The organism is Aliiruegeria haliotis (genome assembly GCF_003003255.1).
GTDB classification, from domain to species: domain Bacteria; phylum Pseudomonadota; class Alphaproteobacteria; order Rhodobacterales; family Rhodobacteraceae; genus Tropicimonas; species Tropicimonas haliotis.
On sequence record NZ_PVTD01000013.1, the window covers coordinates 15474 to 39275 of the forward strand.

Annotated in this window: 27 protein-coding genes and 4 pseudogenes; 11 read left to right on the plus strand and 20 right to left on the minus strand. The window is 58.1% G+C overall.

Annotation, left to right across the window (positions count from 1 at the left end; genetic code table 11):
• Positions 1–198 precede the first annotated feature (198 nt).
• Positions 199–777 carry an IS66-like element accessory protein TnpA gene (tnpA, locus tag CLV78_RS24620; protein ID WP_245925218.1) on the plus strand — a complete coding sequence of 193 codons (579 nt, stop codon included), beginning with the start codon at positions 199–201 and terminating at the stop codon, positions 775–777.
• Positions 686–961: an IS66 family insertion sequence element accessory protein TnpB gene (tnpB, locus tag CLV78_RS20840; RefSeq protein WP_281261160.1), complete on the plus strand. Its 276-nt coding sequence runs from the start codon at positions 686–688 to the stop codon at positions 959–961. Before tnpA ends, tnpB begins: the two co-directional genes overlap by 92 nt.
• A 171-nt stretch (positions 962–1132) precedes the next feature.
• Here tnpB and CLV78_RS20845 read toward each other — a convergent pair.
• The 3 genes and pseudogenes from CLV78_RS20845 to ctlX all read right to left on the minus strand — a co-directional run.
• Positions 1133–1525 (minus strand): annotated as a pseudogene (locus CLV78_RS20845) (Tn3 family transposase); the annotation flags it as partial.
• A 127-nt stretch (positions 1526–1652) separates the two neighbouring features.
• Positions 1653–2717, minus strand: coding sequence for an ornithine cyclodeaminase (locus CLV78_RS20855; RefSeq protein ID WP_106207689.1), 1065 nt, complete (start codon positions 2715–2717; stop codon positions 1653–1655).
• Between the two features lie 9 nt (positions 2718–2726).
• Complete coding sequence (gene ctlX / locus CLV78_RS20860) at positions 2727–3665, minus strand: citrulline utilization hydrolase CtlX (RefSeq protein WP_106207691.1); 939 nt, start codon at positions 3663–3665, stop codon at positions 2727–2729.
• Positions 3666–3794: 129 nt separating this feature from the next.
• Between ctlX and CLV78_RS20865 the strand changes: the two genes are divergently transcribed.
• A complete protein-coding gene (locus CLV78_RS20865; RefSeq protein WP_106207693.1) occupies positions 3795–4220 on the plus strand; it encodes an Lrp/AsnC family transcriptional regulator in 426 nt (141 codons plus the stop codon).
• A 5-nt stretch (positions 4221–4225) separates the two neighbouring features.
• Here CLV78_RS20865 and CLV78_RS20870 read toward each other — a convergent pair whose 3' ends face one another.
• The 6 genes from CLV78_RS20870 to CLV78_RS20895 are packed head-to-tail and all read right to left on the minus strand — an operon-like array spanning position 4226 to position 9716.
• Positions 4226–5128 (minus strand): DMT family transporter, encoded by a 903-nt coding sequence (locus CLV78_RS20870; protein ID WP_106207695.1) that lies wholly within the window; start codon positions 5126–5128, stop codon positions 4226–4228.
• A 19-nt stretch (positions 5129–5147) separates the two neighbouring features.
• A complete protein-coding gene (locus CLV78_RS20875) occupies positions 5148–5780 on the minus strand; it encodes a cysteine hydrolase family protein (RefSeq protein ID WP_106207697.1) in 633 nt (210 codons plus the stop codon).
• A 13-nt stretch (positions 5781–5793) separates the two neighbouring features.
• Entirely contained in the window at positions 5794–6597 is an 804-nt protein-coding gene (locus CLV78_RS20880; protein WP_106207699.1) for an ABC transporter permease, read from the minus strand.
• 1 nt (position 6598) lies between these two features.
• A complete protein-coding gene (locus CLV78_RS20885; protein WP_106207701.1) occupies positions 6599–7546 on the minus strand; it encodes an ABC transporter permease in 948 nt (315 codons plus the stop codon).
• Positions 7543–8607, minus strand: coding sequence for an ABC transporter ATP-binding protein (locus CLV78_RS20890; RefSeq protein WP_106207852.1), 1065 nt, complete (start codon positions 8605–8607; stop codon positions 7543–7545). Before CLV78_RS20890 ends, CLV78_RS20885 begins: the two co-directional genes overlap by 4 nt.
• 23 nt (positions 8608–8630) lie before the next feature.
• A complete protein-coding gene (locus CLV78_RS20895) occupies positions 8631–9716 on the minus strand; it encodes an ABC transporter substrate-binding protein (RefSeq protein WP_106207703.1) in 1086 nt (361 codons plus the stop codon).
• Positions 9717–9853: 137 nt separating this feature from the next.
• Here CLV78_RS20895 and CLV78_RS20900 point away from each other — a divergent pair, with 137 nt between their 5' ends.
• On the plus strand, positions 9854–10747 hold the full coding sequence (locus CLV78_RS20900; protein ID WP_106207705.1) for a LysR family transcriptional regulator: 894 nt from the start codon (positions 9854–9856) through the stop codon (positions 10745–10747).
• A gap of 339 nt (positions 10748–11086) precedes the next feature.
• Here CLV78_RS20900 and CLV78_RS20905 read toward each other — a convergent pair.
• Positions 11087–11469, minus strand: a pseudogene (locus CLV78_RS20905) (integrase core domain-containing protein); the annotation flags it as partial.
• Positions 11450–12034, minus strand: a pseudogene (locus CLV78_RS20910) (IS30 family transposase); the annotation flags it as partial. The pseudogenes CLV78_RS20910 and CLV78_RS20905, both read right to left, overlap by 20 nt.
• 377 nt (positions 12035–12411) lie before the next feature.
• On the opposite strand from CLV78_RS20910, the pseudogene CLV78_RS20915 reads away from it, so the two are divergent.
• A pseudogene (locus CLV78_RS20915) lies at positions 12412–13172 on the plus strand (IS5 family transposase).
• A gap of 146 nt (positions 13173–13318) precedes the next feature.
• On the opposite strand, the gene CLV78_RS20920 reads toward CLV78_RS20915, so the two are convergent.
• Complete coding sequence (locus tag CLV78_RS20920) at positions 13319–14080, minus strand: helix-turn-helix domain-containing protein (RefSeq protein ID WP_106207709.1); 762 nt, start codon at positions 14078–14080, stop codon at positions 13319–13321.
• 7 nt (positions 14081–14087) lie between these two features.
• Positions 14088–14372 (minus strand): putative quinol monooxygenase, encoded by a 285-nt coding sequence (locus CLV78_RS20925; protein WP_106207711.1) that lies wholly within the window; start codon positions 14370–14372, stop codon positions 14088–14090.
• A 499-nt stretch (positions 14373–14871) separates the two neighbouring features.
• Here CLV78_RS20925 and CLV78_RS20935 point away from each other — a divergent pair, with 499 nt between their 5' ends.
• From CLV78_RS20935 to CLV78_RS20945, 3 genes are all read left to right on the plus strand, one after another.
• The gene (locus tag CLV78_RS20935) at positions 14872–15498 is read left to right on the plus strand and encodes a class I SAM-dependent methyltransferase (RefSeq protein WP_106207715.1); all 627 of its coding nucleotides are present in this window, start codon (positions 14872–14874) and stop codon (positions 15496–15498) included.
• Between the two features lie 204 nt (positions 15499–15702).
• Positions 15703–16398 carry a hypothetical protein gene (locus tag CLV78_RS20940; RefSeq protein ID WP_245925222.1) on the plus strand — a complete coding sequence of 232 codons (696 nt, stop codon included), beginning with the start codon at positions 15703–15705 and terminating at the stop codon, positions 16396–16398.
• A gap of 443 nt (positions 16399–16841) precedes the next feature.
• On the plus strand, positions 16842–17414 hold the full coding sequence (locus CLV78_RS20945; protein ID WP_106207719.1) for a GNAT family N-acetyltransferase: 573 nt from the start codon (positions 16842–16844) through the stop codon (positions 17412–17414).
• Between the two features lie 19 nt (positions 17415–17433).
• Here CLV78_RS20945 and CLV78_RS20950 read toward each other — a convergent pair whose 3' ends face one another.
• The 4 genes from CLV78_RS20950 to CLV78_RS20965 form a co-directional block, all read right to left on the minus strand.
• The gene (locus tag CLV78_RS20950; protein WP_281261159.1) at positions 17434–18297 is read right to left on the minus strand and encodes a DMT family transporter; all 864 of its coding nucleotides are present in this window, start codon (positions 18295–18297) and stop codon (positions 17434–17436) included.
• A 183-nt stretch (positions 18298–18480) separates the two neighbouring features.
• Complete coding sequence (locus CLV78_RS20955; protein ID WP_106207723.1) at positions 18481–18771, minus strand: cupin domain-containing protein; 291 nt, start codon at positions 18769–18771, stop codon at positions 18481–18483.
• Between the two features lie 60 nt (positions 18772–18831).
• Positions 18832–19458: a LysE family translocator gene (locus CLV78_RS20960; protein WP_106207725.1), complete on the minus strand. Its 627-nt coding sequence runs from the start codon at positions 19456–19458 to the stop codon at positions 18832–18834.
• Positions 19455–20411, minus strand: a complete 957-nt coding sequence (locus CLV78_RS20965; protein ID WP_106207727.1) for a DMT family transporter — start codon at positions 20409–20411, stop codon at positions 19455–19457. Before CLV78_RS20965 ends, CLV78_RS20960 begins: the two co-directional genes overlap by 4 nt.
• A gap of 64 nt (positions 20412–20475) precedes the next feature.
• Here CLV78_RS20965 and gcvA point away from each other — a divergent pair, with 64 nt between their 5' ends.
• Both gcvA and CLV78_RS20975 read left to right on the plus strand, forming a co-directional pair.
• Positions 20476–21393, plus strand: coding sequence for a transcriptional regulator GcvA (gene gcvA, locus CLV78_RS20970; protein WP_106207729.1), 918 nt, complete (start codon positions 20476–20478; stop codon positions 21391–21393).
• A 94-nt stretch (positions 21394–21487) separates the two neighbouring features.
• A complete protein-coding gene (locus tag CLV78_RS20975) occupies positions 21488–22150 on the plus strand; it encodes a VOC family protein (protein ID WP_106207731.1) in 663 nt (220 codons plus the stop codon).
• A 58-nt stretch (positions 22151–22208) separates the two neighbouring features.
• Here the strand turns inward: CLV78_RS20975 and CLV78_RS20980 are convergent, their stop codons facing one another.
• The 3 genes from CLV78_RS20980 to CLV78_RS20990 all read right to left on the minus strand — a co-directional run bounded on the left by CLV78_RS20980 (position 22209) and on the right by CLV78_RS20990 (position 23237).
• Positions 22209–22436, minus strand: coding sequence for a hypothetical protein (locus CLV78_RS20980; protein WP_106207733.1), 228 nt, complete (start codon positions 22434–22436; stop codon positions 22209–22211).
• 167 nt (positions 22437–22603) lie between these two features.
• Positions 22604–22861: a helix-turn-helix domain-containing protein gene (locus CLV78_RS20985; protein ID WP_106207735.1), complete on the minus strand. Its 258-nt coding sequence runs from the start codon at positions 22859–22861 to the stop codon at positions 22604–22606.
• A gap of 124 nt (positions 22862–22985) precedes the next feature.
• Complete coding sequence (locus tag CLV78_RS20990) at positions 22986–23237, minus strand: hypothetical protein (protein WP_106207737.1); 252 nt, start codon at positions 23235–23237, stop codon at positions 22986–22988.
• 211 nt (positions 23238–23448) lie between these two features.
• Here CLV78_RS20990 and CLV78_RS20995 point away from each other — a divergent pair, with 211 nt between their 5' ends.
• Positions 23449–23802 carry a hypothetical protein gene (locus CLV78_RS20995; RefSeq protein ID WP_106207739.1) on the plus strand — a complete coding sequence of 118 codons (354 nt, stop codon included), beginning with the start codon at positions 23449–23451 and terminating at the stop codon, positions 23800–23802.

Consider the following 23802-nt stretch of genomic DNA (forward strand, 5'->3'; position numbering starts at 1 on the left):
ATACGCTCGTGATCATTACAACGCATGGCTGTGTGTGCCAGAGATAGGGCATCGTGGGACCAAGGTTCTAAATCTGCATACGATCGTGGATCCGTACACCAACAACTATTTACTAGCTGGGGTCCAGATTCATTGGCTTTCGCAGCCAGAACAAAACGGTTTCGTCGATTGTGATCATCTTATTCTCAGCCCTCTTGTATGCCTCCGGCGGAGGCCGTCCGACGAGATTACGGTGCTGGTAATAAGCCCGACCTTTTGGCCGACCAAAAGTTCAGACCTGAGATCGAAGTCCTTTCCGCCGTTGACGCTCCGCGCCGGCAGCAATGGAGCGATGTAGGTAAAATCCGGATCGTGGAGGAAAGCTTTGTGGGGCATCGCCAAGTCGCAGCGACAGCGCAGCGGCATGGTGTATCGCGCTCTCCTTTGACGATATGGCGGCGGCAATACCGGGACGTGGAACTTTGCGACGAGACCTCACCGGCATTTATCCCGTTGACGCTTTCGCCAGGGACGCCCGTGCCAACACCAGTCGCACAGTCTGGAGCCGACGATGTCCAGCTCGAAATCGTACTGAGCAACGGGCGTCGGCTCTTTGTCCCCTCCACAGTGGACCCCGAGATGCTGCCGGGCTTCTTCCGGTGCTGGAGGAGTGATGATCGCCTTCCCGGCGGGGGTACGCGTTTGGATCGCTGTCGGAGTGACCGACATGTGGCGCGGCATGAACACCCTGGCTCTGACTGTTCAGCAGGGTCTTGGGCGCGACCCGCATGCTCGTGAAATTTTCTGTTTCCGAAAGCGCAAGGGCGACCTGGTCAAACTGCTTTGGCACGATGGTGTCGGCATGTCGCTCTATACCAAACGGCTAGAAGCGGGGAAGTTCATCTGGCCAACCAGCGGGACCAGCGAAGCGGTGCAGATCTCGGCTGCCCAGCTCGGATATTTGCTGGAGGGGATCGACTGAGGTAATCCGCGCTGGACACAACGCCCCGCAAAGGCGGGATAAATTGGCCTCATCAGCCCCATTTTTATAGGTTTTGCGGTGCGTACGTATTAGGGTTCGGCGATCTCAGATGGCGTCCGTTGCGGATAGGGGCGGAGTCCTGCGCTAAGGGATTATTGGGGTGATTCTGGGTCATCTATACTCGCCGGTGATCAGTATGTGCGCCCATCCGAGCGGGGAGGCATGTGATATCAGGTCTTCTGGATCGTAAACTCCGGCTCTCCTGCGTTTGGCGATGATTTGACCGAGCTGATCTGTGTTCCAATAAATGATGAGCGCGGCCACGAGGTTCAGCCCGGCTCGGCGGTCATCCTGATCTCGGCTGGAACGGTCACGGATTTCACCCTGGCGATCGATGCGCAGGGCGTTTTTCAGAGCGTCGTACGCTTCACCTTTGTTCAACCCAATCTGAGCACGACGCTGCAATTCAGTATCGGTGAGCCATCGCGCGATGAAGACGGTGCTCTCAATACGCCCGACCTCGCGCAACCCCACAGCCAGTGCATTCTGGCGCGGATAAGATGATCATCGAATCGGCCGTAGGGATGGTCGGCAACGGGCGGGTGAAGCCCTCAATGTAAATCAAACCAATGGCCCAGCCGATTTCGAACAAGCCGACCAAAAGCAGGAACACCCATCCCAACTCTATCCCCTATGCTATGGTGATTTCGGGCTTTGCGCGCTGGAACATCCCGAACAGGTCGCGCGGATCGTCGGGATCTGCGATCATGTCGAGGCGGGTAAAGAAGGGCGTGCCCCGGATCGCCCTGGCGACATAGCGCAGGGCGCTGAAATCCTCGATGGCGAAGCCTACGCTGTCGAACAGGGTGACCTGCTGGTCATCGTTGCGGCCCTGCGCCTGACCGGTGATCACTTGCCAAAGCTCGGTAACAGCGTGATCGGGGTCCAGCTGCTGGATTTCGCCTTCGATCCGCGTCTGGGGCGGGTATTCGACAAAGATCGACGACCGCAGCAGGATGTCACGATGCAGTTCCGTCTTTCCGGGGCAGTCGCCGCCGATGGCGTTGATGTGCACGCCGCTGCCCACCATGTTATCGGTCAGGATCGTGGCATACTGCTTGTCAGCGGTGCAGGTCGTGATGATCTGAGCGCCTTCGATCGCCTCCTCGCCAGAACGACATTCGACCACTTTCAAACCGCTCTGCGCCAGGTTCGCCGCACAGCGCGCGGTGGCCGAAGGGTCGATGTCAAAGAGCCTCACGGTATCGACACCGCAGACGGCCTTGAAGGCAAGGCACTGGAATTCCGACTGCGCACCGTTGCCGATCATGGCCATGGTCCGCGCTGATCTGGGCGCAAGATGCTTTGCGGCCATGGCGCTGGTCGCGGCCGTCCGCAGCGCGGTCAGAAGAGTCATTTCGCTCAGCAATTTCGGATAGCCTGACTCGACATCCGCCAAGAGGCCAAAGGCCGTCACCGTCTGCAAGCCTTCGGCGGTGTTCTTGGGGTGACCGTTGACATACTTGAAGCCGTAGGTCTGCCCGTCCGAGGTCGGCATCAGCTCGATCACGCCCACATCGGAATGGCTGGCGACGCGTGGGGTTTTGTCGAACAGAGGCCAGCGGCGGAAATCGGCTTCAATCTCGGCAGCCAGGTCGATCAGCACCTTTTCGACGCCGATGTGATGAACCAGACCCATCATGTGCTCAACGGAGACAAAGGGAACATAGGCAAGTTTCGAGGGTAGGGGGGACATGGGGTTTCCTCAGGCCGTTTGTGGGGTGCGGGCGCTCAGATGCAGCCCGGCAATCATGCAGCGGACGGATCCGCCCGCGTGTTCGATAGTAGGAATATCCAGCGGTAGCAGGGACACATGGCTCTCCAGCGTTTCGCGTTGTTCGGCATCGAGCGACCGCAGCGCCCGCGACGACAGCGCCAGAACCAGCCCCTCTCGCCCCTGCAACTCGATTGCATTGCCCGCAAAATCTGCGATCTGGGCATGGCTCAGTTCGATGATGTCACGTTCGCCACGGCGGAGCCGTTCGGCCACCTCGCGGCGGCGCGGTGCATCGGGAATGGAGTCGAGCCCGATCATCGCGAAATCGGTGCCGATGCACATCAGAACATTGGTGTGATAGATCGGCTTGCCATTTGCATCGACGGCATCAAAGACCACCGGTTCATAGTTGAAATGGGTGCAAAACCGCTCCAGCAGGATCTCGCTAGTCCGTTTCGACCGAGCGGCATAAGCGACCCGCTCCAGGTGGTCGATGACCATGGCGCCGGTGCCTTCGAGGAAGAGGTTGTCCTGTTCCAGCCCGGAATAGTCGATGATGTCCTGCACGCGGTAGTCACGCTTGAGCATCTCCAGCACATCCTGTCGCCGTTCGCCCCGACGGTTTGGCGAATACATCGGGTAGACAGCGACGTGCCCTCCGGTATGGGTAGAAAACCAGTTGTTCGGAAAGACTGAATCCGGGGTGTCGGTGCCCTCGTCCTCGAACAGGTGAACATGCACACCGACAGCCTGCAATGCCTCGGCGGCGCGGGTGACTTCGGCATGGGCGGCTTGTGCCATGGATGCGGCATCGCTGGCGGTATGCGTCTGGAAATGGTTGTCGAGTGCGGTTTCCGCGTTCGGGGTGAAATGGTGCGGGCGTATCATCACGACCGAGGTCGGGGCCTGAAGCGAGGAACGGGGCATGGGGCGAGGCTTTCCTGTGCAAAACTGTTCCCAAAACCTATCCGGCCGGGTTGACGAATTGCATTGCCAAGATGATAGTTTTGCGAAAACAAATTGCACAAATTGCTTACACGGGATGTGAGAGTTGCTATGCACGTCTACGACGATCTCGACCGCAGGCTGATCACTCTTCTGCGCGAAGACGGGCGGGCGCCCGTATCCAAGCTGGCGACAATCCTCGACGTGTCCCGGGCAACGGTACAGGCGCGGATCGACCGGTTGCTGGACAGTGGCGCAGTGCTGGGCTTCACCATCCGCGCCCGCGAGGACAGCGGACCGCAGGGCGTGCGGGCGATCATGATGATCGAAGTCTCGGGCCAGTCGACGACGCAGGTGATCCGCTCTTTGCGCGGTATTCCGGCTCTGCATCAGCTGCATTCTACCAATGGCAACTGGGACCTCGTCGCACAGCTCAGCGCTGAAAGCCTGGCAGATTTCGACCGGGTGCTGCGCGAGGTGCGCGGCATCCCAGGCATCACCAACAGCGAAACCTCGATCCTGCTGAGTTCGGTCTAGGTGTGTCATAAGCGAGCGTCCGGTCTCATGTCCGGTAGCCTGGCCACTATCAACCCCGAGACGAAGATGATGGCGATGCCGATCCAGCTGGTTGCATCCATCGCGATGCCCCACAGGGCCAGGCCCCAGAAGGCCGCGAAAACAAGGAAAGAATATTCGTATACGGCAACCCGAGCAGGTCTACCGATCCGATAGGCTTGCGCGATCAGCGTCACGGCAATCACCGCGCCCGCCGCCTGAAACAGGGTCAGCCACAGGAAACGGAACGTCACCGGTGCCCACGGACGCGTCAGGAATGTCTCGCCCGGAGCAAGCATCGTGACGCAGACCATTCCAAGGCTGAACAATCCGATGGTGGCAAAGACGCCAAGCGCCAGTGCCACGGGGCTTTCCTGTGCACAGATCTCGCGCGTCAGGAGCATTCCGAAGCCGTAAAGCGCCCCCGCCGCGAGGGGCAGGACAGTCATGACTGACAGCGCCGCCGCGTCGGGCCGCAGGACCAGCAGCGCCCCACCAAAGCCGCCAAGGACGGCCAGCACATGCAAGCCGCCGATCCGGGCGCCGAACACCATTGAGGACAGGAGCAACACCCAGATCGGGGCGCTGAAGAGACCCGCACCCGCCTGAGCCACCGGCATCGTCCCAAGCGAGGCAAAGTAAAACAGAAGACCTGCCGATACTGCGGCACTTCGCAGGGCAAGCCGCCCCCAGTGTTTCGGTCGCACCGAAACACGCAGGGCGCGCCCCAGCAATAACAGGAGCGGCAGCGCGAAAAGCGTGCGGAAGATCTGGAACTGCCACAGCCCGGCCTCCTCGGCGACCGATGCGACGAAGGTGTCGATCAGACTGAGGATCGCAGAGGCTGCCAGCGCCAGAGCCGCTGCCTGAAGTTTGGTATTTGCCGTCATGGTCTCTTGGCTCGGGAAATCAGGTCGCCGCTTTTCCGTCCATTGCGGCCAGAACTTCGTCCAGCGATCGGATGGCGCCATGTTGCAGGTATTCCATCGCGTTCAGCGAGGCCTGATGTGCCGCAAGGCTGGAACCTGCGACGCAATCCTCGATCACCCGGCAGAAGTAATCGCCCTGATGCCCGTCCACGAATGTGTAATGCACGCAGACATCGGTAAGCCCGCCGGTGAGCAGCAGGGTGTCGACCTTGAGACCGCGTAGCAGGATTTCCAGGTCGGTACCGTAGAAGGCCGAATAGCGGCGTTTCTGGATCTTGTAGTCATCGGGGCGGATGCCGAGTTCGTCGCTGGCCAACTCGGTCAGCGGATTGCTGTCGAGGCAGTGGACATCCTCGTCGCCGTCGGTTTCGCGGCCCATGTCCACCAGGTCAGCCCGGTGGATCTCCTGGATGAAGATGACGGGAACGCCGACCTCGCGCGCGCGGTCGATTGCGATTTTGGTGCGCGCCATGCGGTCCGCATAGTCTGGCATATGCGCGATGGAACGCTTGTCATCCGGGATCGGCGCAAAGGTCGATTTCTGGATGTCGATGACTATCAGGGCGGCTTTACCCTCGATCAGGGCGCGTTTGTTGGGTTTGCCGTTCAGCATGGTAGTTTCTCCGTCAGGACGATTTGCTTGTATCGGCCCCAAGCAGTTGGGGCAGGTTTCCGAACCGCGCGATCAGGGAAAAGACCAGCGCGGAAATTGCGAGGAAGGTAATGGCCCCGACGGCCATGGTCGGGGTGAACCCGTTCCGCAGCGAGTTGAAGATCTGCACCGTTACGGTCGAGTATCCCGAGGCCGAGACGAAGAAGATCACGATGAACTCGTTGAAGCTGAGCACGAGCGCAAAGAAGAATCCCGATGCGGTAAAGGGCATCATTTGCGGCAGGATGATGGTGCGAAAGGCCGTGGTCTCGCTCGCGCCCATGGTCGCGGCCGCATCCAGATGGGCACGGTCGATGGATTGTAGCCCGATCGACAGCGTGGTCAGTGGCAGGGCCAGGAACAGGATCGTATGGCTGAGAATACCGGACCACAGGTCGCCAAGCGCACCCAAATATCCCCAGAAGAACACCAGCCCGACACCGAAGACGATGGGCGGCAAAGCAAAGGGCATCGATGCCAGGCCTGCGACAAGCTTTGAGGCTCGGCTGTTGCGGCGCCAAAGAGCGTAAGCGATCGGCCATGCAGTCAGCACAGCGAGCGCCGCGCTGGAGAAGGCCACGACGAAGGAGGTTTGCAGCGAACGGACCCAGATTTCTTCGATCAGGAAGAACTCGGCAAAGCGGGCGAGTGTAGGGTCTTCGGGCGGGAAGAACATCGTGCGCCCGCCATTCAATGCCGCAAGGCAGACGACAAGAATCGGAAAGATGATCCAGAGCGCGGCAAATCCCATGAAGGCGCGTGCAAGGAGTTTTCCCATCTCAGTGACCTCCGGTCTTGGCAGACAGGAAGCGCTGTCCGATAACCAGAACCGCTGCGGCTGTCAGCAGGAGCACCACCGCCTGCGCGGATCCGAAGGGTGCGTTCAGCGTCGATCCCCGCACCGCCTCGTAGACCGAGATGGACAGCGTGTGCTTCGACGGATCGGCAAAGACGGCGATGGTGACGTAGGCACCCAGCAGGAACACGAAGAGCAAGAGTACGGCGCCCACCAGCGGCGTCCGGACCATCGGCATGACCACTGTGCGGACGACCGTGAAGGGGCTGGCGCCCATGGTGCGGGCGGCCTCGACGACCTCGCGTTCGATTTTCGAGATCGGCGGATAGAGCAGGATCACAGCGTAGGGCCAAACCAGATAGGTCAGCGTCAGGATTGTGGCGAATTCGCTGGGCTTGAAACGCACGTTGCGCGGCGTCGCCAGCCCCCATTCGCGCAAAAGATCCAGGCCGCCATTTTCTTTCAGCCAATCGGTCAGCCCCGTTTCCTGGAACACCATCGGCAAGCCAGAACGGTTCGACATCAGGATGTCCCAACCCATGACGATGAAGACTTCGGAGAAGGTCAGGCTGCACAGGAAGAAGACGAGCCAGACCGTTTGCGCCCGGCGCGAGCCCCGCGTCATCAGCCAGACAAATGGGAAGGCGGTGGCAACAGCGAGGATTGCGGCAACAAGCGCATACCATACCGAATACCAGAGGTATTTGAGGTACAAGAGCGACACACTGTCGGGATAATCGGTGCCGACGAAGAAGCGGCGGTAGTTGGTCAGCTCGAAACCCCAGACCCACGCCGCGCCCTCGACCTTGTGGCCAAAGCTGATCGCGAAGACCAGTAGGAACGGCACGACGGCCAAGACCAGAACCGCGGCGACATGCAGCACGCCAATGCCCCTGAGGACGGAGCGCTGTGGAAGGGTGGACGCGGTCATGCTGCCTTGCTCTCGATTGCCGGCAGCAGGTGCAGGGTGTCGGCGGGAAATTCCACATGCACGCGGTCGCCGATGCGGACGGTTTCATGGAAGCTGCCGGGGATCTCCGCCGTGACGTGTCCGGCCGGTGTATCAAGATGAACCTCGCGCGCCACGCCTTCGTCGCGCACGAATGTCACCGTGCCGGGAAGGCCGTTCGCGGCCGGTACGCTATCGGACAGGCGCACCGCTTCGGGGCGGCAGAAGAGGGTCACCGCACGGCCCGCGCCAAAGCCGCCGTGATCGGCGACGGCAAACTCGGTGTCACCCAGACGGACGCCGCGCTCGGTCGACAGACCTTGCAGCAGATTGGCATTGCCGATGAAGGAGGCGACAAAGGCGTTGGCGGGTCGATGGTAGATTTCCTGGGGGGTGCCGACCTGTTCCACGCGGCCATGGCTCATCACTACGATCCGGTCGGCCATGGTCATCGCCTCGCGCTGGTCATGGGTGACGACAATTGTGGTGATGCCAAGCCGCTGCTGCAAGAGCCGCAACTCCATCTGCATGTCATTGCGCAGCTTGGCGTCCAGTGCGGACATTGGTTCGTCGAGCAGGAATATTTCGGGCTCCTGCGCCAGCGCGCGCGCGATTGCCACCCGCTGACGCTGACCGCCGGACAATTCGCCGACCCTGTTCTGCCCCTTGTCGCCGAGCTGCACCAAGTCCAGCAATTCTTGAGCCCTTGCCCGTCGGGTCGCAGCATCTACCCCGGCAATGCGCAGACTGTAGGACACGTTGCGCGCCACGTTCAGGTGAGGAAAAAGCGCAAAAGACTGGAACACCATGCCGAACTTGCGTTTTTCTGCCGGCAGTGGCGCGATGTCTTGCCCGTTCAGCAGAATGCGTCCCTTCGTCGGGCCTTCCAGACCGGCGATCATCCGCAAGAGCGTGGTCTTCCCGCAGCCGGAGGGGCCGAGAAGCGCCGTTAGTTTTCCCGCCTCGAATGTCAGGTTCGCGCCCTGCACGGCGACGAAGCTGCCAAACTCCTTGCGGACATCTTCGAGAATAAGATCAGACACTTCCTCGGCCCCCTTCATCCGCATCAGGCCTGAGAGACCATGCGGTCCCAGGCTTCGTTGATGAAGGTCTCGTCATCCAGGTAGACCTCGTAGGGCACATGGATGGCGGGTGTTCCGGTCACGGCGGCCAGTTCGTCACCCGACAGTCCGGTCGACGCAGCATCGACGACCGGGGCGGTGCCGATCATGCGCGACATGATCGCCTGCGTTTCCGGCTGGCAGGAGAAGGCCATGAATTCATAGGCTTCGTCCTGCTTGTCCGAGCCTTGCGCCAGCGTCCAGGAATTGAAGTCGATCACGTTGCCCTCGCGCGGGAAGATCGACTTGACCGGGTGGCCATCGGCGGCCATCAGCCCCGCGACGTCGTGGAAATACATTCCACCCACCACGTCGAAATTCTTCAACGCCTGTTCCATCTGGCTTTCGCCAGTGTACCACAGCGCGACGTTCTGGTGCAGTTCGGCAGCCTTCTCAACGGCGGCGATGATACCGTCGTGGGTCCGCAGCGCGTCGGTGCCGCCCAGGAAGGTTGCGGCGACCACCTCGAGGAAGTGGAAGTTAACACTCTTGGGTAGGCCGAGGCTGGCCTCGAAACGGCTCGAGTCCCAGAAATCCGCCCAGCTGCTCGGTTCTTCGGTGATCTCGTCGGTATTGATGACCATCGAGTAGAAGAAGCTCAGCGCACCGACGCCAAGTAGACTGTCACCCTGGCGAGAAAGGAAGCTCTCGCCTACATTGTCGATGCTCGCGATCCGGCCGGGGTCGATCGGCGCAAGGATGCCGCCAAGGCGCCCCGCCTTGATAATGTTCACCGGCGTGTGCATCGACAGATCAGCGGGGATGTTCCCGGCGGACAGAGCCTGGCTCATTGTCTGCAGCCAACTGGTCGAGTCCGGCTGCGTGACGCTCTCCACGGCGATACCCGTGGCTTCGGTAAACACGGGGTAGACGTGCTGTTTCAGGCTGTCTTCGAAGTAGCCGCCATAGGATCCGATCTTGATCAACCGGCTCTGTGCGATAGCCGGCGCGGCAAGCATGCCGGTGCCGGCAAGAACGCCAACGCTTGCGGAGGTCTTCAGAAGTTTGCGACGGGTGATGGATGTGGTCATGTCGTTTTCCCTTGTTGCTGAAGTCGCTTGGTTCGGTTGGTCCGAGTTCTGGAGCTTCAGAAAATGGTAAGGTGCGCGGGTTGCGAGACAAAACGCGAAGATCTGGCGCTCAGCGTCGTTTTCCGCTACGCTGAGGCATGACCCGTTCACTTCGCCACCTGAACTCCTTGCGCGCCTTCGAGGCCGCCGCCAGACATTCGAGCTTTGCCAAGGCGGCAAGCGAACTGAACGTCAGCCACAGCGTCGTCAGCCAGCACGTAAAGAACCTCGAAGAGTGGTTCGGTGCCGACCTGTTTTCCCGGTATGGCAACCGGGTAGAACTGACTGCGACAGGACGGGCCCTGATGCCGCAGGTGGCGAGCGGGCTGCAGACGCTGACCGACGCCTGTGAAGCGATCCTTCGCAAGTCGCAATCTGGAGCGGTCATCGTTAGTGCCGAACCCGCCTTGGCCTCGCTCTGGCTTCGCAAGCACATCACCGAGTTCTGCGCGCTTTATCCTAGGATCGAGGTGGACTTGCGCCCCGCGTGGACACCGGAACGGATCACAGACGGTCAGGCTGACATGATCATCCACTTTGCCACCCGATTGCCCGCTAGCGGGGTTGAGAAGACCGACCTGTTTCCGATCGACGGCTACCCCGCGGCAACGCCCCAAGTTGTGAACAGGCTTATGAATGCGAGCGGCACTGTCGACTGGTCCAGGGCCGCGCTGGTGCACGACAATGGACGGGAGACCTGGCACAAGTGGTTTGCTGCGAACGAACCTGAAGGCGATGCTTGGCGAACCGGGCGAGTTTATTCCGACTTGTCTCTTGCGATTGATGCGGCCGTGGACGGCGAAGGTGTGATCCTAGCGGATGACATCCTGTGCAGGCAGGAAATGGCGTCCAACCGGCTCGTCCCTTTGGACGGACGCTTGGTGCGCTGCGTTTGGTATCAGGTTGCCCTGCCGCGAAACGCCGCTCGAAAACCCGCCGCCGAAACACTGCGCAACTGGTTGCTGGACAAGACACATGCGCTGCGGGATTGAATGATCGTTGAGGCATGGATGTCTGGTGTTCACATTGGCAGGATTAAGTTGATAGCGTGCAGCTTGGCGGTCAAAGTTCACCGAGGGTATTTTCAGGTTGATGAAGGTTGCCCAAACGTGGAGACACGTAGATAAAGTGAACATTCCTGAGCGTTTATTCAGCATAAGCTTCACTGTCGGATCCTGACATCTGCCGGAGCTATCGCAGCACCAAAGTTTGGCAAGTAAAGCTACCTGGATATCTCCCCAGCCAGCACCGCTCGTCCGTGCACCGCCAAGGTTGCTGAAAACCTCTGACTGAACCGCCCCGGTTTTGCCGGAGACTGTTGAGTTCGTATTTCAAGCTGCGATTTTGTCTGACTTCAAGGCTTCTTCGTATTTCTCCTCGGCTTCGATTGGCGTGATGTATCCGAGCGGCGCAAGCAGGCGTTCCTTGTTGAACCAACCGACCCATTGCAGGGTTTCCCACTCAACCTGATCTTTGGACTTCCATGGCCCCATCCGATTAATGACCTCTTTTTTGAACAGGCCGATGATCGTCTCGGCCAGAGCGTTCTGCGCATTCAAATGATCCCCCGGATCATTTGATCCGCTGCGCGGACCTGCTTGAACTCGTAGCTGTCGCCGACACTGCCGACGGAAGGCTCCAGCCCGGCATCTGCCAGCCGTTCTGAGTATCTGATCGAAACGTATTGGGCGGTTTCAACCGATCGTCGCAACACCTTCGATCATATCCTTTTTGAGCAGCCGGTCGAGAGCCTCTGCTGGTGTTTGCCAATCGAGTGTTTTGCGAAGGCGCGTGTTTAGAGCGTTGGCAACGGCGCTTAACTCGTCAGCACCATGCTTGCTGAGATCAATGCCCTTTGGGAAGTACTGGCGGAGCAAACCGTTGGTGTTCTCATTACTGCCGCGCTGCCATGGGCTTTGAGGATCGCAGAAGTAGATCTCGAGACCTGTGTCAATCCGCAGCTGCGCGTGTTGGGCCATTTCGGCACCTTGATCCCAGGTCAGCGAGCGACGCAATTGAGCAGGCAGGCTACTGATCGTCTCGGTGATGGCATCGCGGACGGCTTCGGCACCGTGACCGGCGAGGGCTGGTCCGTTCTTGACTGGTTTGCCTGTACCGTGTCCCTTCATGCGTGGCAGGTGCAGGAGCATGGTGAAGCGGGTCGTGCGTTCGACCAGCGTGCCGATCGCTGAGCTGCCGAGGCCGAGAATGAGGTCTCCCTCCCAATGACCAGGAACCGCTCTGTCGCTGATCTCTGCTGGGCGGTCGCTGATCATCAACACAATATCCGTCTCATGCTGCTTAACCCAGATGCGAAGGCTGTCCCGACTATATCCAACTTTCTGAGAGATCGACAGAATTGCCGCCGATCTACTCGCGTATTCGCTCTCGTGATCCAGAACCATCCGCACCGCTCTGGCGCGTAGTTCCTCTGGATAACGTGTTCCGTTCTTTGTCTTTCCCATGACCCAGTATCCTTACTTCTGGGTCTCCGGCAAACAAGGGGCGGTTCAGACATCAAAGCCAGACAGATTCATCTTGAACCCGATCCACCAAATGCCGGGACTAGGACGTGTTGACAAAAGGGATTCACAGGGCGCGCTGATCGTGATTCAAGCTGGTATCTGCGATGGAGACCAGCTTGGCACGAGACCTGATGTCGGACGAGGAATGGGCGTTCTTTGAGCGTTTCATCCGGACAGTCCGCGCCCCGAACGGGCGCAAACCTTCCAACCACCGCCTTGTTCTTGATGGGATTTTCTGGATCGCGCGCACAGGCTCTCCCTGGCGCGATCTGCCGGAAGAGTTCGGCAAGTGGTCAAGTGTCTACCGCCAGTTCCGACGTTGGACGCTGGCGGGGCTCTGGGAGCAGATCATGGACGCCCTGAACGAAAGCGGCGTGGTCCCGCACGCACTGCAAATGATCGACAGCACCGTGGTTCGCGCCCATCATCAGGTAGCGGGCGCAAAAGGGGGACTCCGCAACAGGGTTTTGGCCGTTCGCGTGGCGGCTTCTCGACCAAGATCCATCTCCTCGTCAATGCAGCAGGGCTGCCCATGAGGACCGAGATCACAGCGGGGCAAACCTCCGACTATCTCGGCTTCGATCTGGTCATGGTCGACAATTTGCCGACACCGAGTGTTCTGCTGGCCGACCGAGGCTATGACGCTGACAGCATTCGGGAAACCATGGACAAACGGGATGTCCTACCGGTCATTCCGATGCGCAAGTCGCGCAAAAAGCGCGTTGGCGTGGACCGATCACTATACCGGCTGCGCAACCTGGTCGAACGGTGCTTCAACAAGCTGAAGAACGCCCGCCGCGTCGCCACCCGCTACGACAAGACTGCGGAGAGCTTCCTCGGCTTCATCGACATCACGTCAATACGCCTTTGGGTGCGCCATTTGTCAACATGACCTAAACACCTATACGGTGACAGGTATTTTCCAAAAGAATTTGGTATCAAAGAAAATTGGAACGTTCGAAACTGCCGTCTATTTCTGCCAATATATCCACAAACCGAACGTGAGCGCCACAATATGAAAAAGCTTGCCGACGTTACTCACTTTGTATCTACACGTGTCCTTCTGAAGTCACGTGGGGCCATGCCGGAAAATTCGCGGAACGCTGCATTGAAAGCTGAGAGTGAACTATACCCCACATCCCCGGCTATTCGCAGCACTTGCAAATCTGTACCGACAAGCAGATCAACTGCCCGGATCATCCTTAAGCGTCTGTGTACTTGGGACCAGGACATGCCGACCTCTTCTGCCATATGACGGGCAAGCGAGCGTTCAGAAGCGCCCGCGACGGCGGCAACATTTGCAAATGAAAGCGGTTCGGCAAGATGCGCCTCTGTATATGCGATCGCGTTGCGAACCGCGGAACTGCGCCCCTCTGGCTGCCACAGATCGGATGGCAGCGCAGCGATTTCGGCACAGTGATCCATCAAGGCGCGGAAAAACGGTTCGGCCGTCGGGTCTGTCGACGCCTGCGTGGGCCCCCAGCGGCGTGAATGTTGAATCATTGTTCGCGCCATCTCGCTCATGGTAAAAATTAGCGTACGAGTTGGCATGGCAGAGGCAAAACCAGGCTCAAGCAGCACCGAGCACGAAGTCATCGGTCGATTCACGATCACGTCAACGGGAGTTTTGGCCGGTATCCATGCCGCAAAGGCGGGCGGCAACGTCCAGCGCCGCCCGTCTACTCTTATGCGGATCGCACCCTCTACTGCGTACAGCAAATAGTCTCTGTCGAATTGAACCGTCTTTTTCGGCTGAGGCTCAAAGCTGCGGTGAAAGCAATAGGCAGGTGCATCGGTCATTGAACAGTTAGCCGTCTACAGAGGCAACGGTCGTGATGGGTGGTGCCGTCATCATCGGCTTTAGCGACTTACCAATTTCGGCGAAGGCGGCTGATCCACGGTAGGCGTCGAATTGTTCCATCGATGCCCATTTCTGAACGATCACGATTGAGGCGGCATCATTCGACGAATAGATGGTGTAAGTTTGGCAGCCAGCCATTGCACAGACAGCTTGTGCAGATGCCTCGAAGGCGGCAATGGCGTTGTCGAGCGTCTCGGCAGAGAACTTTGCTTCAACAGTTATGAGTTTCATTGGTTTCTTCCTTGAACTTTCTGGCTAGAACCAATCCCTACGTGTGATTTTCTTTGGCGTCTCGCGCCGCTCTGCCAAGTACTGGCGCGAAGCGGCCAACCAGATAATGTCTCAGTATCGTGAACGTAGGCTGCATCGCCCAGCAGGACGACGCAGCCTACGTTGGCCATCTGAGGCAACTAGGTCAATTGCCGATTGCAACGCGGTTTGGCGAGATCGCGCGGGAATATGGCAGGCCGACGAAAGATTTGCTGGGTCAGATTGTGGCATGTCAAACCCTTAAACCTGGCTCGGACTTGAGACATCGAGAGAAACCTATGATGGACGCATTTATCTTTTCCAAGGTCACCGGCATTCCCGCGTTGGTCACAAAAGGGTCGCTGGTGGTTCTGACGGCCCATGCGGGCATTCGGCGCTGGTCAACTTGTATGCTTTTCAGCGGTGGCAGATTGCTATTCCTTGTCGCTGGTGACCCGCTTCTTGGATCAGAGCGTGTGGCATGACTGGTCGTGTTTTTGGCCAAGGACCTTCGGCCTATGATGCAGCTGCATCATGGTGGTCCGAGCGTCTCTCTGTTCTTAAGTATCCTGAAGCTTACAGTGGCCTTTGTCATACTGCGCTTAATGGTCATTTGCTTAGTCGCGTCGTTGATATTGGGACAGGAGGTGGAGACCTTGCGCGTGCGGCCATTGGCGCCTGTCCGTCAATTGAAACTTTGCATCTTGTTGATACCAGTGCCCGAATGCTTGAAGCGGCACAGGCTGCGCTGCGAAGTGTGGACGGCCCTGATGTTACAGTTGAGCAAACGGATATGGAGTTGCTACAGCCGTGCCGTTCGTTTGACATCGCGCTGGCTGGACATGTAATCGAGCATGCCTCTGATCCGGTTTTGGCGCTGCGCCAACTGGCAGGTTTGGTGCGGCCCGGCGGTGTCCTTCTGTTGGTTGTAAGCCGCCCGCACATCTGCCAGTTTCCTATCTGGCTTCGTTGGCGGCACCGCTGGTTCTCTGAAACGCAGATGCGACGCATGACCAAAGAAGCGATGCTTGGTGCGGTTGACTGTATGCCATTAGCCGCAGGTGTTCCGGCGCGGACAAGCCGTGGCTACCTCATCGCGGTCCCATAGGTGCAGACATTCGAGAGAACCCATTGTTGGTTGGGAACGGCGGCAAGGCAAAACTGTCTTTAAATGCACGCGGACCCTACTTTCACACCCCAACCTGCAGATTTCATAATATTAACATAAACTTCATTATGCGCCGCTATACTTAATGTTGCGATAATATATGATCGTATGTATGCTGGGCTCCTGTCACGGAGGCTCCTTAGCATGCACCATTTACTCAAGAATCTCCTCCCCTCGATCGCTGTCGCTTTGACTGTGACAAGTTTTGCGCTGCCGATACCTGCGCGCGCGCAGACTTACCCGATCGATTGCGCGATACTCTTGTGTCTGTCTGGCGGTTGGCCAGCTTCAGTACCATGCGCCCGGGCTCGCGCCGAATTCATCCGGCGGATTACGCCTTGGCCGGTGGAACCGCCGCTGCAAATCTGGCGTTGTCCTATGGGCGCCTCCTATGAGAGCGATCAGCTGTCAAACAACGCTGGCCGCATCTTTGATGTCGTGTACCGGCCCGACAACCGCCGACCGCTCCAATCATTACTAGTCGACGATCTCGTACCAATCGACGAGGCACTTCGGCTCGTCCAGAATCGCGCGGACATCGATATCAGCGGACCTGAGTTCAACTTCGTGCGGTCTATTCGCGTGTTCGATGTCAGGTATGCACGACAGCACGAGTCCGGGCGCGATGGGGATTGCAATCGCAGCGCAATCGTGGTCCTCGGCACCTACGGGACCCAAGGGGATTTCTCCTGGCAACGATCTTCCACAACTGCCCTGCCCGAGGCCCATGTGGGACTTGAACGTTGGGGCCAGAATTGTCCGGGTATCTACCACCGATCTGTCTTCGTCGATTGGCGTGACTATGAGGGCAACTACGGCTTCGAACAGGTGAATTACTGACAAGACTAAGTGACGCACCACGCTAGAGACAAAAGATTGCAGAAAAAACTGTGTGGCGCTGCAGGTCGTCGTTGAAGTTCGCCATGTCGCAACAAAGACAAAGCCAGTAGAAATGTTGTCGGGAGGTTCCACAACGACCCCAACGCACTAGGTTTAAACAATGAACGAATGGCCGCTTCAACGGATTTCCGCAACCCAGTCCCTCAGCGGGTGCCTGATGTTGCGAGTTTGAGTCCGGCATAGAGAAAAAAGCATCCGAGGGTCGCTTCTATCCAACCCCGAAAGCACTCATAGGCTCTGCGGATCGGGTTGGAAGAAAGGAGCAGCGCATATCCAACATGTCCCACAAACGAGATCGCGAACGCTCCTCCGATAAAAAGTAGCAAGGCCGAACTGGGCGCGTTCCCGACACCGCCGAGGTACCGATATCGCAATGCCGATGAATGACCGATCCAGCGAAAGGCAAGCTTGAAGACTTGAAGCTTCGTTGCCAAACACAGTTCATGAAACATCAGCATGCAAAATCCAACTTGAGCGTTTTGAAACTGGCCGAAATGAGCCGCGTACAACTAGCTGCACTGGCCTCATTGCAGGTTGCGCGAGATCAGGAAGATCTTGGGGGCACGTTCAAGGCGTCAGTGAACGAATGGAAAAACGCAGATGCCGATCAGATTCTGGGGCTGGCATTCTACCTTGGATCGGATCCTGTCGGTATCGTCCTTCTCAAACGATTTGCGCTTTCGCCTTCTTGGGTGCCGGATGAGGCCATCTCTCTTCATGGCCTGAAAATCGGGAAGGAGTTTCAGGGGCGCGGCTTGGGGCGAGAAGCCTTTGGATTGGCAATCGAAGCGGCGAAAGCGTATTGGCCATCTGCCAGACAACTTGTGCTGGCGGTAGATGCTGGCAATGAGCCCGCCCTCTCCGTCTATAAGGGGGCTGGAATGCGCGACAGCGGACCGATCTTCAAAGGCCGTATCGGGTATGAGCACCGGTTGGAGTTGGATCTCAAAACATAATCCCAGTCGGTTTGCCGCGTCAGACCTTCTTGCGTCGTTTCGTCAGAACCAGTCCGCCTCCGACAATCAGGGCCGCCCCCAAAACGGTACGCGTTGCGGGGATCTCCGTAAAAACGATAAAGCCAATGATCGCGCTCCCAACCAATTCCAGGTAGACCAGCGGCGACAGCGTCGATGCATCGGCCAAGCGAAACGCCAGGATCGTCAGCATGTGGCTAAAAACCGAGAAGAGTCCAATCACCGCGAATAGCCAAAGCATCTCGGTTTGAGGCGGTGACACTGTCGCCATAGCTTGCGGCGTCAGCAGCAGAGTTCCCACGACACATTGAAATGTAAGGACCTTGATCGGGTCGCTGCCCAAAGACGCTTGTCGCGTCGTGACCAGATAAAGCGCAAAGAAAACGCCTGCGCCAAAGGCCAGAAGTAGGCCAACGTCCACGTCACTCGTTGGGCGTAAGACGACGAGCGAACCGGCGAACCCAAGTGCAAGGCTCAGCGCCTTCCGGCGTGTCATGGCCTCTCGAAGGACCAAGACAGACAGAGCAACAGCAACCACGGGTCCAGCGAAATAGGCGCTTACGGCCTGGGCGATCGGAATGCGCGCAAGTGCCAGGAAATAGAGTGTCATTGCACTGACAAGAAATATGGTCCGCAACAGATGTACAGGTCGGCCTTCAGTCGGAAGAATGGCGCGCCCATGCAGCCAAAAGGCGAGCGGCAAGACGAAGAGAGACGCTGACGCATAGCGTGCCCATGCAATGAAGAGCGGTGAATGCTCCGTGCTCAGGTATTTCGCCGTTCCGTCGACGATGGGAACAGTCAGCATCGCAATGGACATCAACAAGATGCCGCGACCGGATGGGTGCGTTGAATTAGTGGTCACAGCAAACAACTCTCGTGATGATCAAGTTTTTGATTTTGTGAGAAACGGCATATCGGCAGCCCGATCCCGACCAAATCGTATTCGAATGCATTTTCGCCTACCGCGCCATATTGAACTTCCAGACCATGGGGTAAGGCACCTCGCGCTGCATTCGCGCTTGCACGGCATAATGGCCTTTTGCAGTCAGCTCTTCAGCTCGATTTCAACAAAGATCATGGGGTTTGCGCCACGATGAACCACGTTGTGTTCGACGCCTTCTGAGCGGCAATAGGCTTCGCCAGCCGGGACATCGACTTCGCGGCTGGTGTCTCCGGGTTCTTCGAGGTGAAATTCGCAGTCCGTGATTGCCGTCACAACGTAATCGTGGCCATGAACATGCCAGCCCGTCTCTGCACCGGGTGCGAAGCTGAATCGTGTTACCCTCACACGCTCATCATCTACGAGCACCTTGGCTGTCGCCTTCGGTCTGTTCATTTTACTGATCCTATCTCCACACCGGTTTTTCAATTTCCAGCTTGCCGTGACCCACGTGCTTCAAGCGTCGCGCAAGGTTTTCAACCCAAGCATGAACGCCGCACCGATCAGAAAGACGCTGCCCAGCCGATGCACGAACGCGGTCGCTCTTCCCTTGAGACGGGCGGCAATCCAGCCGGCACTGGCGCCGTAGGTGCTGAGGAAGGTTCCATCGACAATCAGATAAGTGACCGAGAGCAGCACGAACTGAGGCACGAAAGGCTGGCTAGGGTCGATGAACTGCGGAAAGAGCGCTGCAAAGAACACCACCGCCTTGGGGTTCGCGGCAGAGGTAAAGAACCCCTGGCCCCATAGCGCGCGGCGGGATGCGCTGCGCGCCGCACCCATGTCCGACTTGGCATGATCCGCCTGCCGCCACATGCGCATGCCCATCCAGAGCAGGTAGCCGACGCCAAGCCATTTCACGATTTCCAACGCGTGCTGCGAGGCAACAAGGATCGCCGCAAGACCCAGTCCCGCCGCAAGCATCTGCAATGCGTTCGCGGTCAGGTCGCCCGCTGCGGTGGCAAGCGCGGGCCTGAACCCATGGGTCATGCTGTTCGACAGCATCAAAAGGTGGCTCGGCCCCGGTGTGATCATAAAGGCCAACACCGTGGCAAGATAGGTGAGCCAGATTTCAAAGCTCATAATTCGGCTCCCTTTTGTTTGGCAACGGTGCCTTGGTGTTTCTCCACTCTTATTGAATAGAGCACCCCGAACAAGACGGCCGCGCCCCCAATCACGGTCGCTGTCGAAGGGATCTCAAAGAAGACCAGAAACGCCAGAAGCGGGGCCAGGGGCGTTTCCAAGGCACTGATCAGCGCGGTTTGGCCGGAAGGCACGCGCTTGGCCCCTTCGGCCAAGGTCACCGATGCGATGGCAAAGAGCAGACCGAACGCCGCAAGGATCGCAATCTCAAAAGGGGCGGTTTGCAAAGGCTGCCCAAAAATGAAGGACGGTGGCAGCAGGAACAGGGATTGCATCACCGAAGGGCCAGCCCCCGGCGTTTCGGGGTACACACGGTAGATCACCATGATCGTCGCCATGACCAGCGTCATCACCAGAGCCAGCCCATCACCGATCAGGTTGAGACTTCCGATTGACCCCGACACGATTACACCGACACCCGCTATCGCGAGCAATGCTCCGATCAGCGTGCGTCGCGTGATCCGCTCGCCGATCGCCACCCAAGCCATAACCGCGGCAAGCAGGGGGGCAGCGGCGTAAATCAGGGCGACATTGGCAATAGACGTCAGCTTGAAAGCGGGAATGAAGGCGGCCGCCCCCACTGCACCGATGACGCCCACGGCCCAACCTGCTCTGCCCATCTTACCGAACTGCGCGCGAAGCGACCCTTGCTGGAGTGTCCAGGCGGTCGTGAACAGCGCGGCGAACAGGCCACGCCAGAAGATCACCGCCCACGCCCCGGCCACCACACCCTTGGTGAAGATCCCCGCTGTGCTGTAGGTAAGCGCCGCGGCGATCAACAGGATGACCCCCGTGGCATAATCGGATCGTTTGGAGGTCATTTTGAGTCCTGGTGAATCAGTTTTTCTGCGCGACGCATCAACAGAATGAAGGCTAGAGCTAACTATTCTCATTAAACGCTTTTTGACAAACCAGATATTCCGCCATTATACAGTAGAATTTCTAAGGTATTATCTTATGCATCGACTCCCACCCCTGAATGCTCTGCGCGCCTTCGAAGCCGCCGCCCGTCATCTCAGCTTCAAAGAGGCCGCACAGGAATTGAACGTCACGCCCGGAGCCGTGAGCCAGCAGGTGAAGTCACTTGAGGATTGGCTGGGAACCAAGCTTTTTCACCGCCTCACGCGCGCCCTGACTCTGACACCGGCGGGACAGGCGGCCTTGCCGGACTTGACAGAGGGCTTTGACAGGCTCTCCATGGCTGTTGACCGGATGGCCCGGCACAGCGAAGGGGCCGAGTTGAGCGTAAGCGTCAGCCTGTCTTTCGGTGCTTTGTGGTTGGTGCCGCGTCTAGACAGGTTTCGCGCCCTTCACCCAGAGATAGAGATACGGATCGATGGAACGGACAAGCGCGTCGACATAGCACGGGGCGAAGCGGATGTCGCGATACGCTACGGGCCCGGCGGTTATCGCGATGTTCGTGTCGATACGCTTTTCCCCCAGTTCAATGCTCCGGTCTGCAGCCCCGCGTTGATCGAAGGCACTGCACCGCTGAAAACACCACAGGACCTGTCACATCACACGCTTTTGCACATCGACTGGAAGGATGCCGAGGCAAGCTGGCGCATGTGGTTGCTCGCGGCCAACGCTGCCAGCGTCGACAGCACCAAAGGCCCGCGCTTTTCCGAGGAAAGCATGGCGGTGCAGGCAGCGATTGATGGTCATGGCGTCGCCTTGGTCGGCGACAAGCTGGTAAGCGATCATATCGCTGCGGGCCGGCTGATATATCCTTTCGGGGCTGAGCACCGCACACCACTGACCTTTGCCTATTTTGTTTTGACGAGGCATTCGGACGACGTGTCATCGAACGTCGCTTGTTTCAGAGATTGGCTACTCGCCGAAGCAGATCCTGAATTGGAAAGAGCCGCTCTATGACGCTTTCAGGCTCGTAGCAGGACCGCATGATGGCCACTTCAAATGTGAAACCTACCTCACGCATACTGGGGCTTCTGATCGGAAGGAAAACGCGATGCATTACAACCTAGGCAAGGCCGAACTCGATCACATCTTTCTGATCGTTCGAGATGAAGCTCAGGCGCGTTCCATGATGGACCAAGCCGGATTGCGGGTGAACTACAGCCGCGTACACCCAGGGCAGGGAACACGGAACATCTGTGCCTGTCTCGACGATGTTTTTATTGAACTGCTCTGGTCCGACGGCAGTGAGGTCTCTCAAGCGACAAGGCAAGTCATACTGAATGATCGATGCAACGGCCTCGGGTCTCCGGTGGGGATTTCTTGGCGGGGGAAATCGCCGATCGACGCCTCTGACGGCGGCACGGTTCCTTATTTCGCCCCCTTTCTTCCGGCAGGTGTCAGTATCCCAGTGGCATCGAAGAGCCTGGACCTGGCTTTACCATTCGTCTTTCAAACCCCAGGCGGCACGCCACCGATCGAGCGAACAGATGGGTTGGTCGGGGACCGTCAATCGCCTGAGTTGGCGACGCTCGGAAAGTGTAAACTGTTGGTCCGAGACCCGAAGCACATTCGGGACTTCTTAGCACCATTTGAAAAGATTGAGGTCCAAGAAGGAGCTCCCTCCATGCAGTTTGAATTGTTGCGACCTGACGGGTCAATCGGAAGAGTCTTTAGCTGGGCTCTATCTGAACGTGTACAGCCAAGTGGCGCATAAGTGACTGGTCCGATCCAAGGTTCGACAGTCGCCATCAATAAAACAGTCAACCTTGTTATCAATGTAAATCGCCCCTTCCGATCTGCGTGAGCGCGTCGAAGTCAATTTCCTGTTTCTGTTCGGCAGTGAGATCCGGTCGGATTTCCGACACCGGCTGAGGCCCGTAGACGTCCCACATCACCGCATGCGCGCCTGTCGTCCATCGATACACCCAACCAACAATGCTGCAACCATCGGTCCCGATCAGATTGGCGATCGCGACGCCCTCACCTTTATCATCGTTCACTGTTTACTGACTTCCTGCACTGTGGCGCTGAATTTGCGGCATGGTGTCATAAGGCGCTTACTCGCGCCGCAGGCCGCACGTAGTGGATGTTGGCTAACTGCTCTTTGTTGAGGAGCTCACTTCACATGGGCACGCACGCAGCGGCACGTCCCAAAATTTCTTTTCTGTCAAATTCTATGGTCGGGCTCCGTGGCGGCTTCAACGATCGCCAGAACCTCGAACGGGTCAAAACCGATGGCACGCGCCAGAACGACCAGCTCGACAACGTCGACCCGGCGCTGGCCGCTCTCAAGGCGGGCAATGAGGGATTGGTGGCATCTGAGCCTATCTGCCAACTCTTTCTGACCAAGGCCCGCTTGAACACGGGCGTCGACCAACGCCCGACAAAGTGCCACCTGTCCCTTGCTTCTGATTGTTTTTGCCACGCGTCACATACCTTTTGTGACGTCGCTAGCGGATGAAATCTGTTATCTAAAAAGTAGATATTTAAGGGTGTTATCGGCGTCTGGTTTCCATGGGCTGCAAATCTGATGCATGCCCAGAGGCCCATCAATCCCCCACCAGCTCCAGAAACCGCCCGTAATCCTGGCTGACTTCGCGGGCTTCCTCAAGAGCACGCGCACGCTCCTGCTCGAGGCAGCGGAAGTAGTCCTGAATGTCGGTGATGTAGACCTCAAAGTCCCGCCGGATGATGTCGGCATAATCCCTGGCCGCTTGCGAATCGCTTGGCACGAAAGGACGGGATGGCGCGAAGCAGGATTCCGCCAAAACCGGCCCGGGAATGCAGATCAGAAGGGCCATAGCTTGCAATGGGAGCAGGCATGTCAACCTAGGGTTTCTCAAACCTGTTATCTCCTTGATCGCGGACACTGGCCGTGACTAGTGTTTGCGTGACTTAACTACAGCCAAAGCACGATATTACATCTTGCGGTTGATAATATACTATCGTAACTCTGGGCTTCAAGTGGGAATGCCCGGGCGTTGCGCGTTTGAAGAAAGCGTGAGCCGGGCCATGAACTGGGACATCGAAGCACCAAATGTGGTTACGGAAGCACGTTTCCGCGAACTCGTGGAAAGTGGCTATAACGCTGAAATCCTGTGTCAGGAGTCGGCACACAAGAAGGGCCCCAGCTACTATGGGGTCTGGATCATGCGTGTGGTCTCTGACGAGGGCGTGGAGAAGCTGCTGGTCACGGCCCGTACCCGAACGACTTACAACGACATCAAGATCCGCGAGTTCAAAACCATCACGGGCGTGGTGTCCTTCCTCATCGGGATCGGCTTCTCCCATGCCGATGTTCCGCTCGAAGAAGGCCAGCGGACAACACACAAGCTGGCTGCGCCCGACAAAGGCGGCAGCAAGTAG

What these genes read in the sequence shown, in the direction of transcription:
- tnpA (WP_245925218.1), top strand. Translation starts at nt 199, where the DNA reads ATGCCTCCGGCGGAGGCCGTCCGACGAGATTACGGTGCTGGTAATAAG.
- CLV78_RS20855 (WP_106207689.1), bottom strand. Translation starts at nt 2,717, where the DNA reads ATGTCCCCCCTACCCTCGAAACTTGCCTATGTTCCCTTTGTCTCCGTT.
- ctlX (WP_106207691.1), bottom strand. Translation starts at nt 3,665, where the DNA reads ATGCCCCGTTCCTCGCTTCAGGCCCCGACCTCGGTCGTGATGATACGC.
- CLV78_RS20865 (WP_106207693.1), top strand. Translation starts at nt 3,795, where the DNA reads ATGCACGTCTACGACGATCTCGACCGCAGGCTGATCACTCTTCTGCGC.
- CLV78_RS20870 (WP_106207695.1), bottom strand. Translation starts at nt 5,128, where the DNA reads ATGACGGCAAATACCAAACTTCAGGCAGCGGCTCTGGCGCTGGCAGCC.
- CLV78_RS20875 (WP_106207697.1), bottom strand. Translation starts at nt 5,780, where the DNA reads ATGCTGAACGGCAAACCCAACAAACGCGCCCTGATCGAGGGTAAAGCC.
- CLV78_RS20880 (WP_106207699.1), bottom strand. Translation starts at nt 6,597, where the DNA reads ATGGGAAAACTCCTTGCACGCGCCTTCATGGGATTTGCCGCGCTCTGG.
- CLV78_RS20885 (WP_106207701.1), bottom strand. Translation starts at nt 7,546, where the DNA reads ATGACCGCGTCCACCCTTCCACAGCGCTCCGTCCTCAGGGGCATTGGC.
- CLV78_RS20895 (WP_106207703.1), bottom strand. Translation starts at nt 9,716, where the DNA reads ATGACCACATCCATCACCCGTCGCAAACTTCTGAAGACCTCCGCAAGC.
- CLV78_RS20900 (WP_106207705.1), top strand. Translation starts at nt 9,854, where the DNA reads ATGACCCGTTCACTTCGCCACCTGAACTCCTTGCGCGCCTTCGAGGCC.
- CLV78_RS20920 (WP_106207709.1), bottom strand. Translation starts at nt 14,080, where the DNA reads ATGACCGATGCACCTGCCTATTGCTTTCACCGCAGCTTTGAGCCTCAG.
- CLV78_RS20925 (WP_106207711.1), bottom strand. Translation starts at nt 14,372, where the DNA reads ATGAAACTCATAACTGTTGAAGCAAAGTTCTCTGCCGAGACGCTCGAC.
- CLV78_RS20935 (WP_106207715.1), top strand. Translation starts at nt 14,872, where the DNA reads ATGACTGGTCGTGTTTTTGGCCAAGGACCTTCGGCCTATGATGCAGCT.
- CLV78_RS20940 (WP_245925222.1), top strand. Translation starts at nt 15,703, where the DNA reads ATGCACCATTTACTCAAGAATCTCCTCCCCTCGATCGCTGTCGCTTTG.
- CLV78_RS20945 (WP_106207719.1), top strand. Translation starts at nt 16,842, where the DNA reads ATGACCGATCCAGCGAAAGGCAAGCTTGAAGACTTGAAGCTTCGTTGC.
- CLV78_RS20955 (WP_106207723.1), bottom strand. Translation starts at nt 18,771, where the DNA reads ATGAACAGACCGAAGGCGACAGCCAAGGTGCTCGTAGATGATGAGCGT.
- CLV78_RS20960 (WP_106207725.1), bottom strand. Translation starts at nt 19,458, where the DNA reads ATGAGCTTTGAAATCTGGCTCACCTATCTTGCCACGGTGTTGGCCTTT.
- CLV78_RS20965 (WP_106207727.1), bottom strand. Translation starts at nt 20,411, where the DNA reads ATGAGAATAGTTAGCTCTAGCCTTCATTCTGTTGATGCGTCGCGCAGA.
- gcvA (WP_106207729.1), top strand. Translation starts at nt 20,476, where the DNA reads ATGCATCGACTCCCACCCCTGAATGCTCTGCGCGCCTTCGAAGCCGCC.
- CLV78_RS20975 (WP_106207731.1), top strand. Translation starts at nt 21,488, where the DNA reads ATGCATTACAACCTAGGCAAGGCCGAACTCGATCACATCTTTCTGATC.
- CLV78_RS20990 (WP_106207737.1), bottom strand. Translation starts at nt 23,237, where the DNA reads ATGGCCCTTCTGATCTGCATTCCCGGGCCGGTTTTGGCGGAATCCTGC.
- CLV78_RS20995 (WP_106207739.1), top strand. Translation starts at nt 23,449, where the DNA reads ATGAACTGGGACATCGAAGCACCAAATGTGGTTACGGAAGCACGTTTC.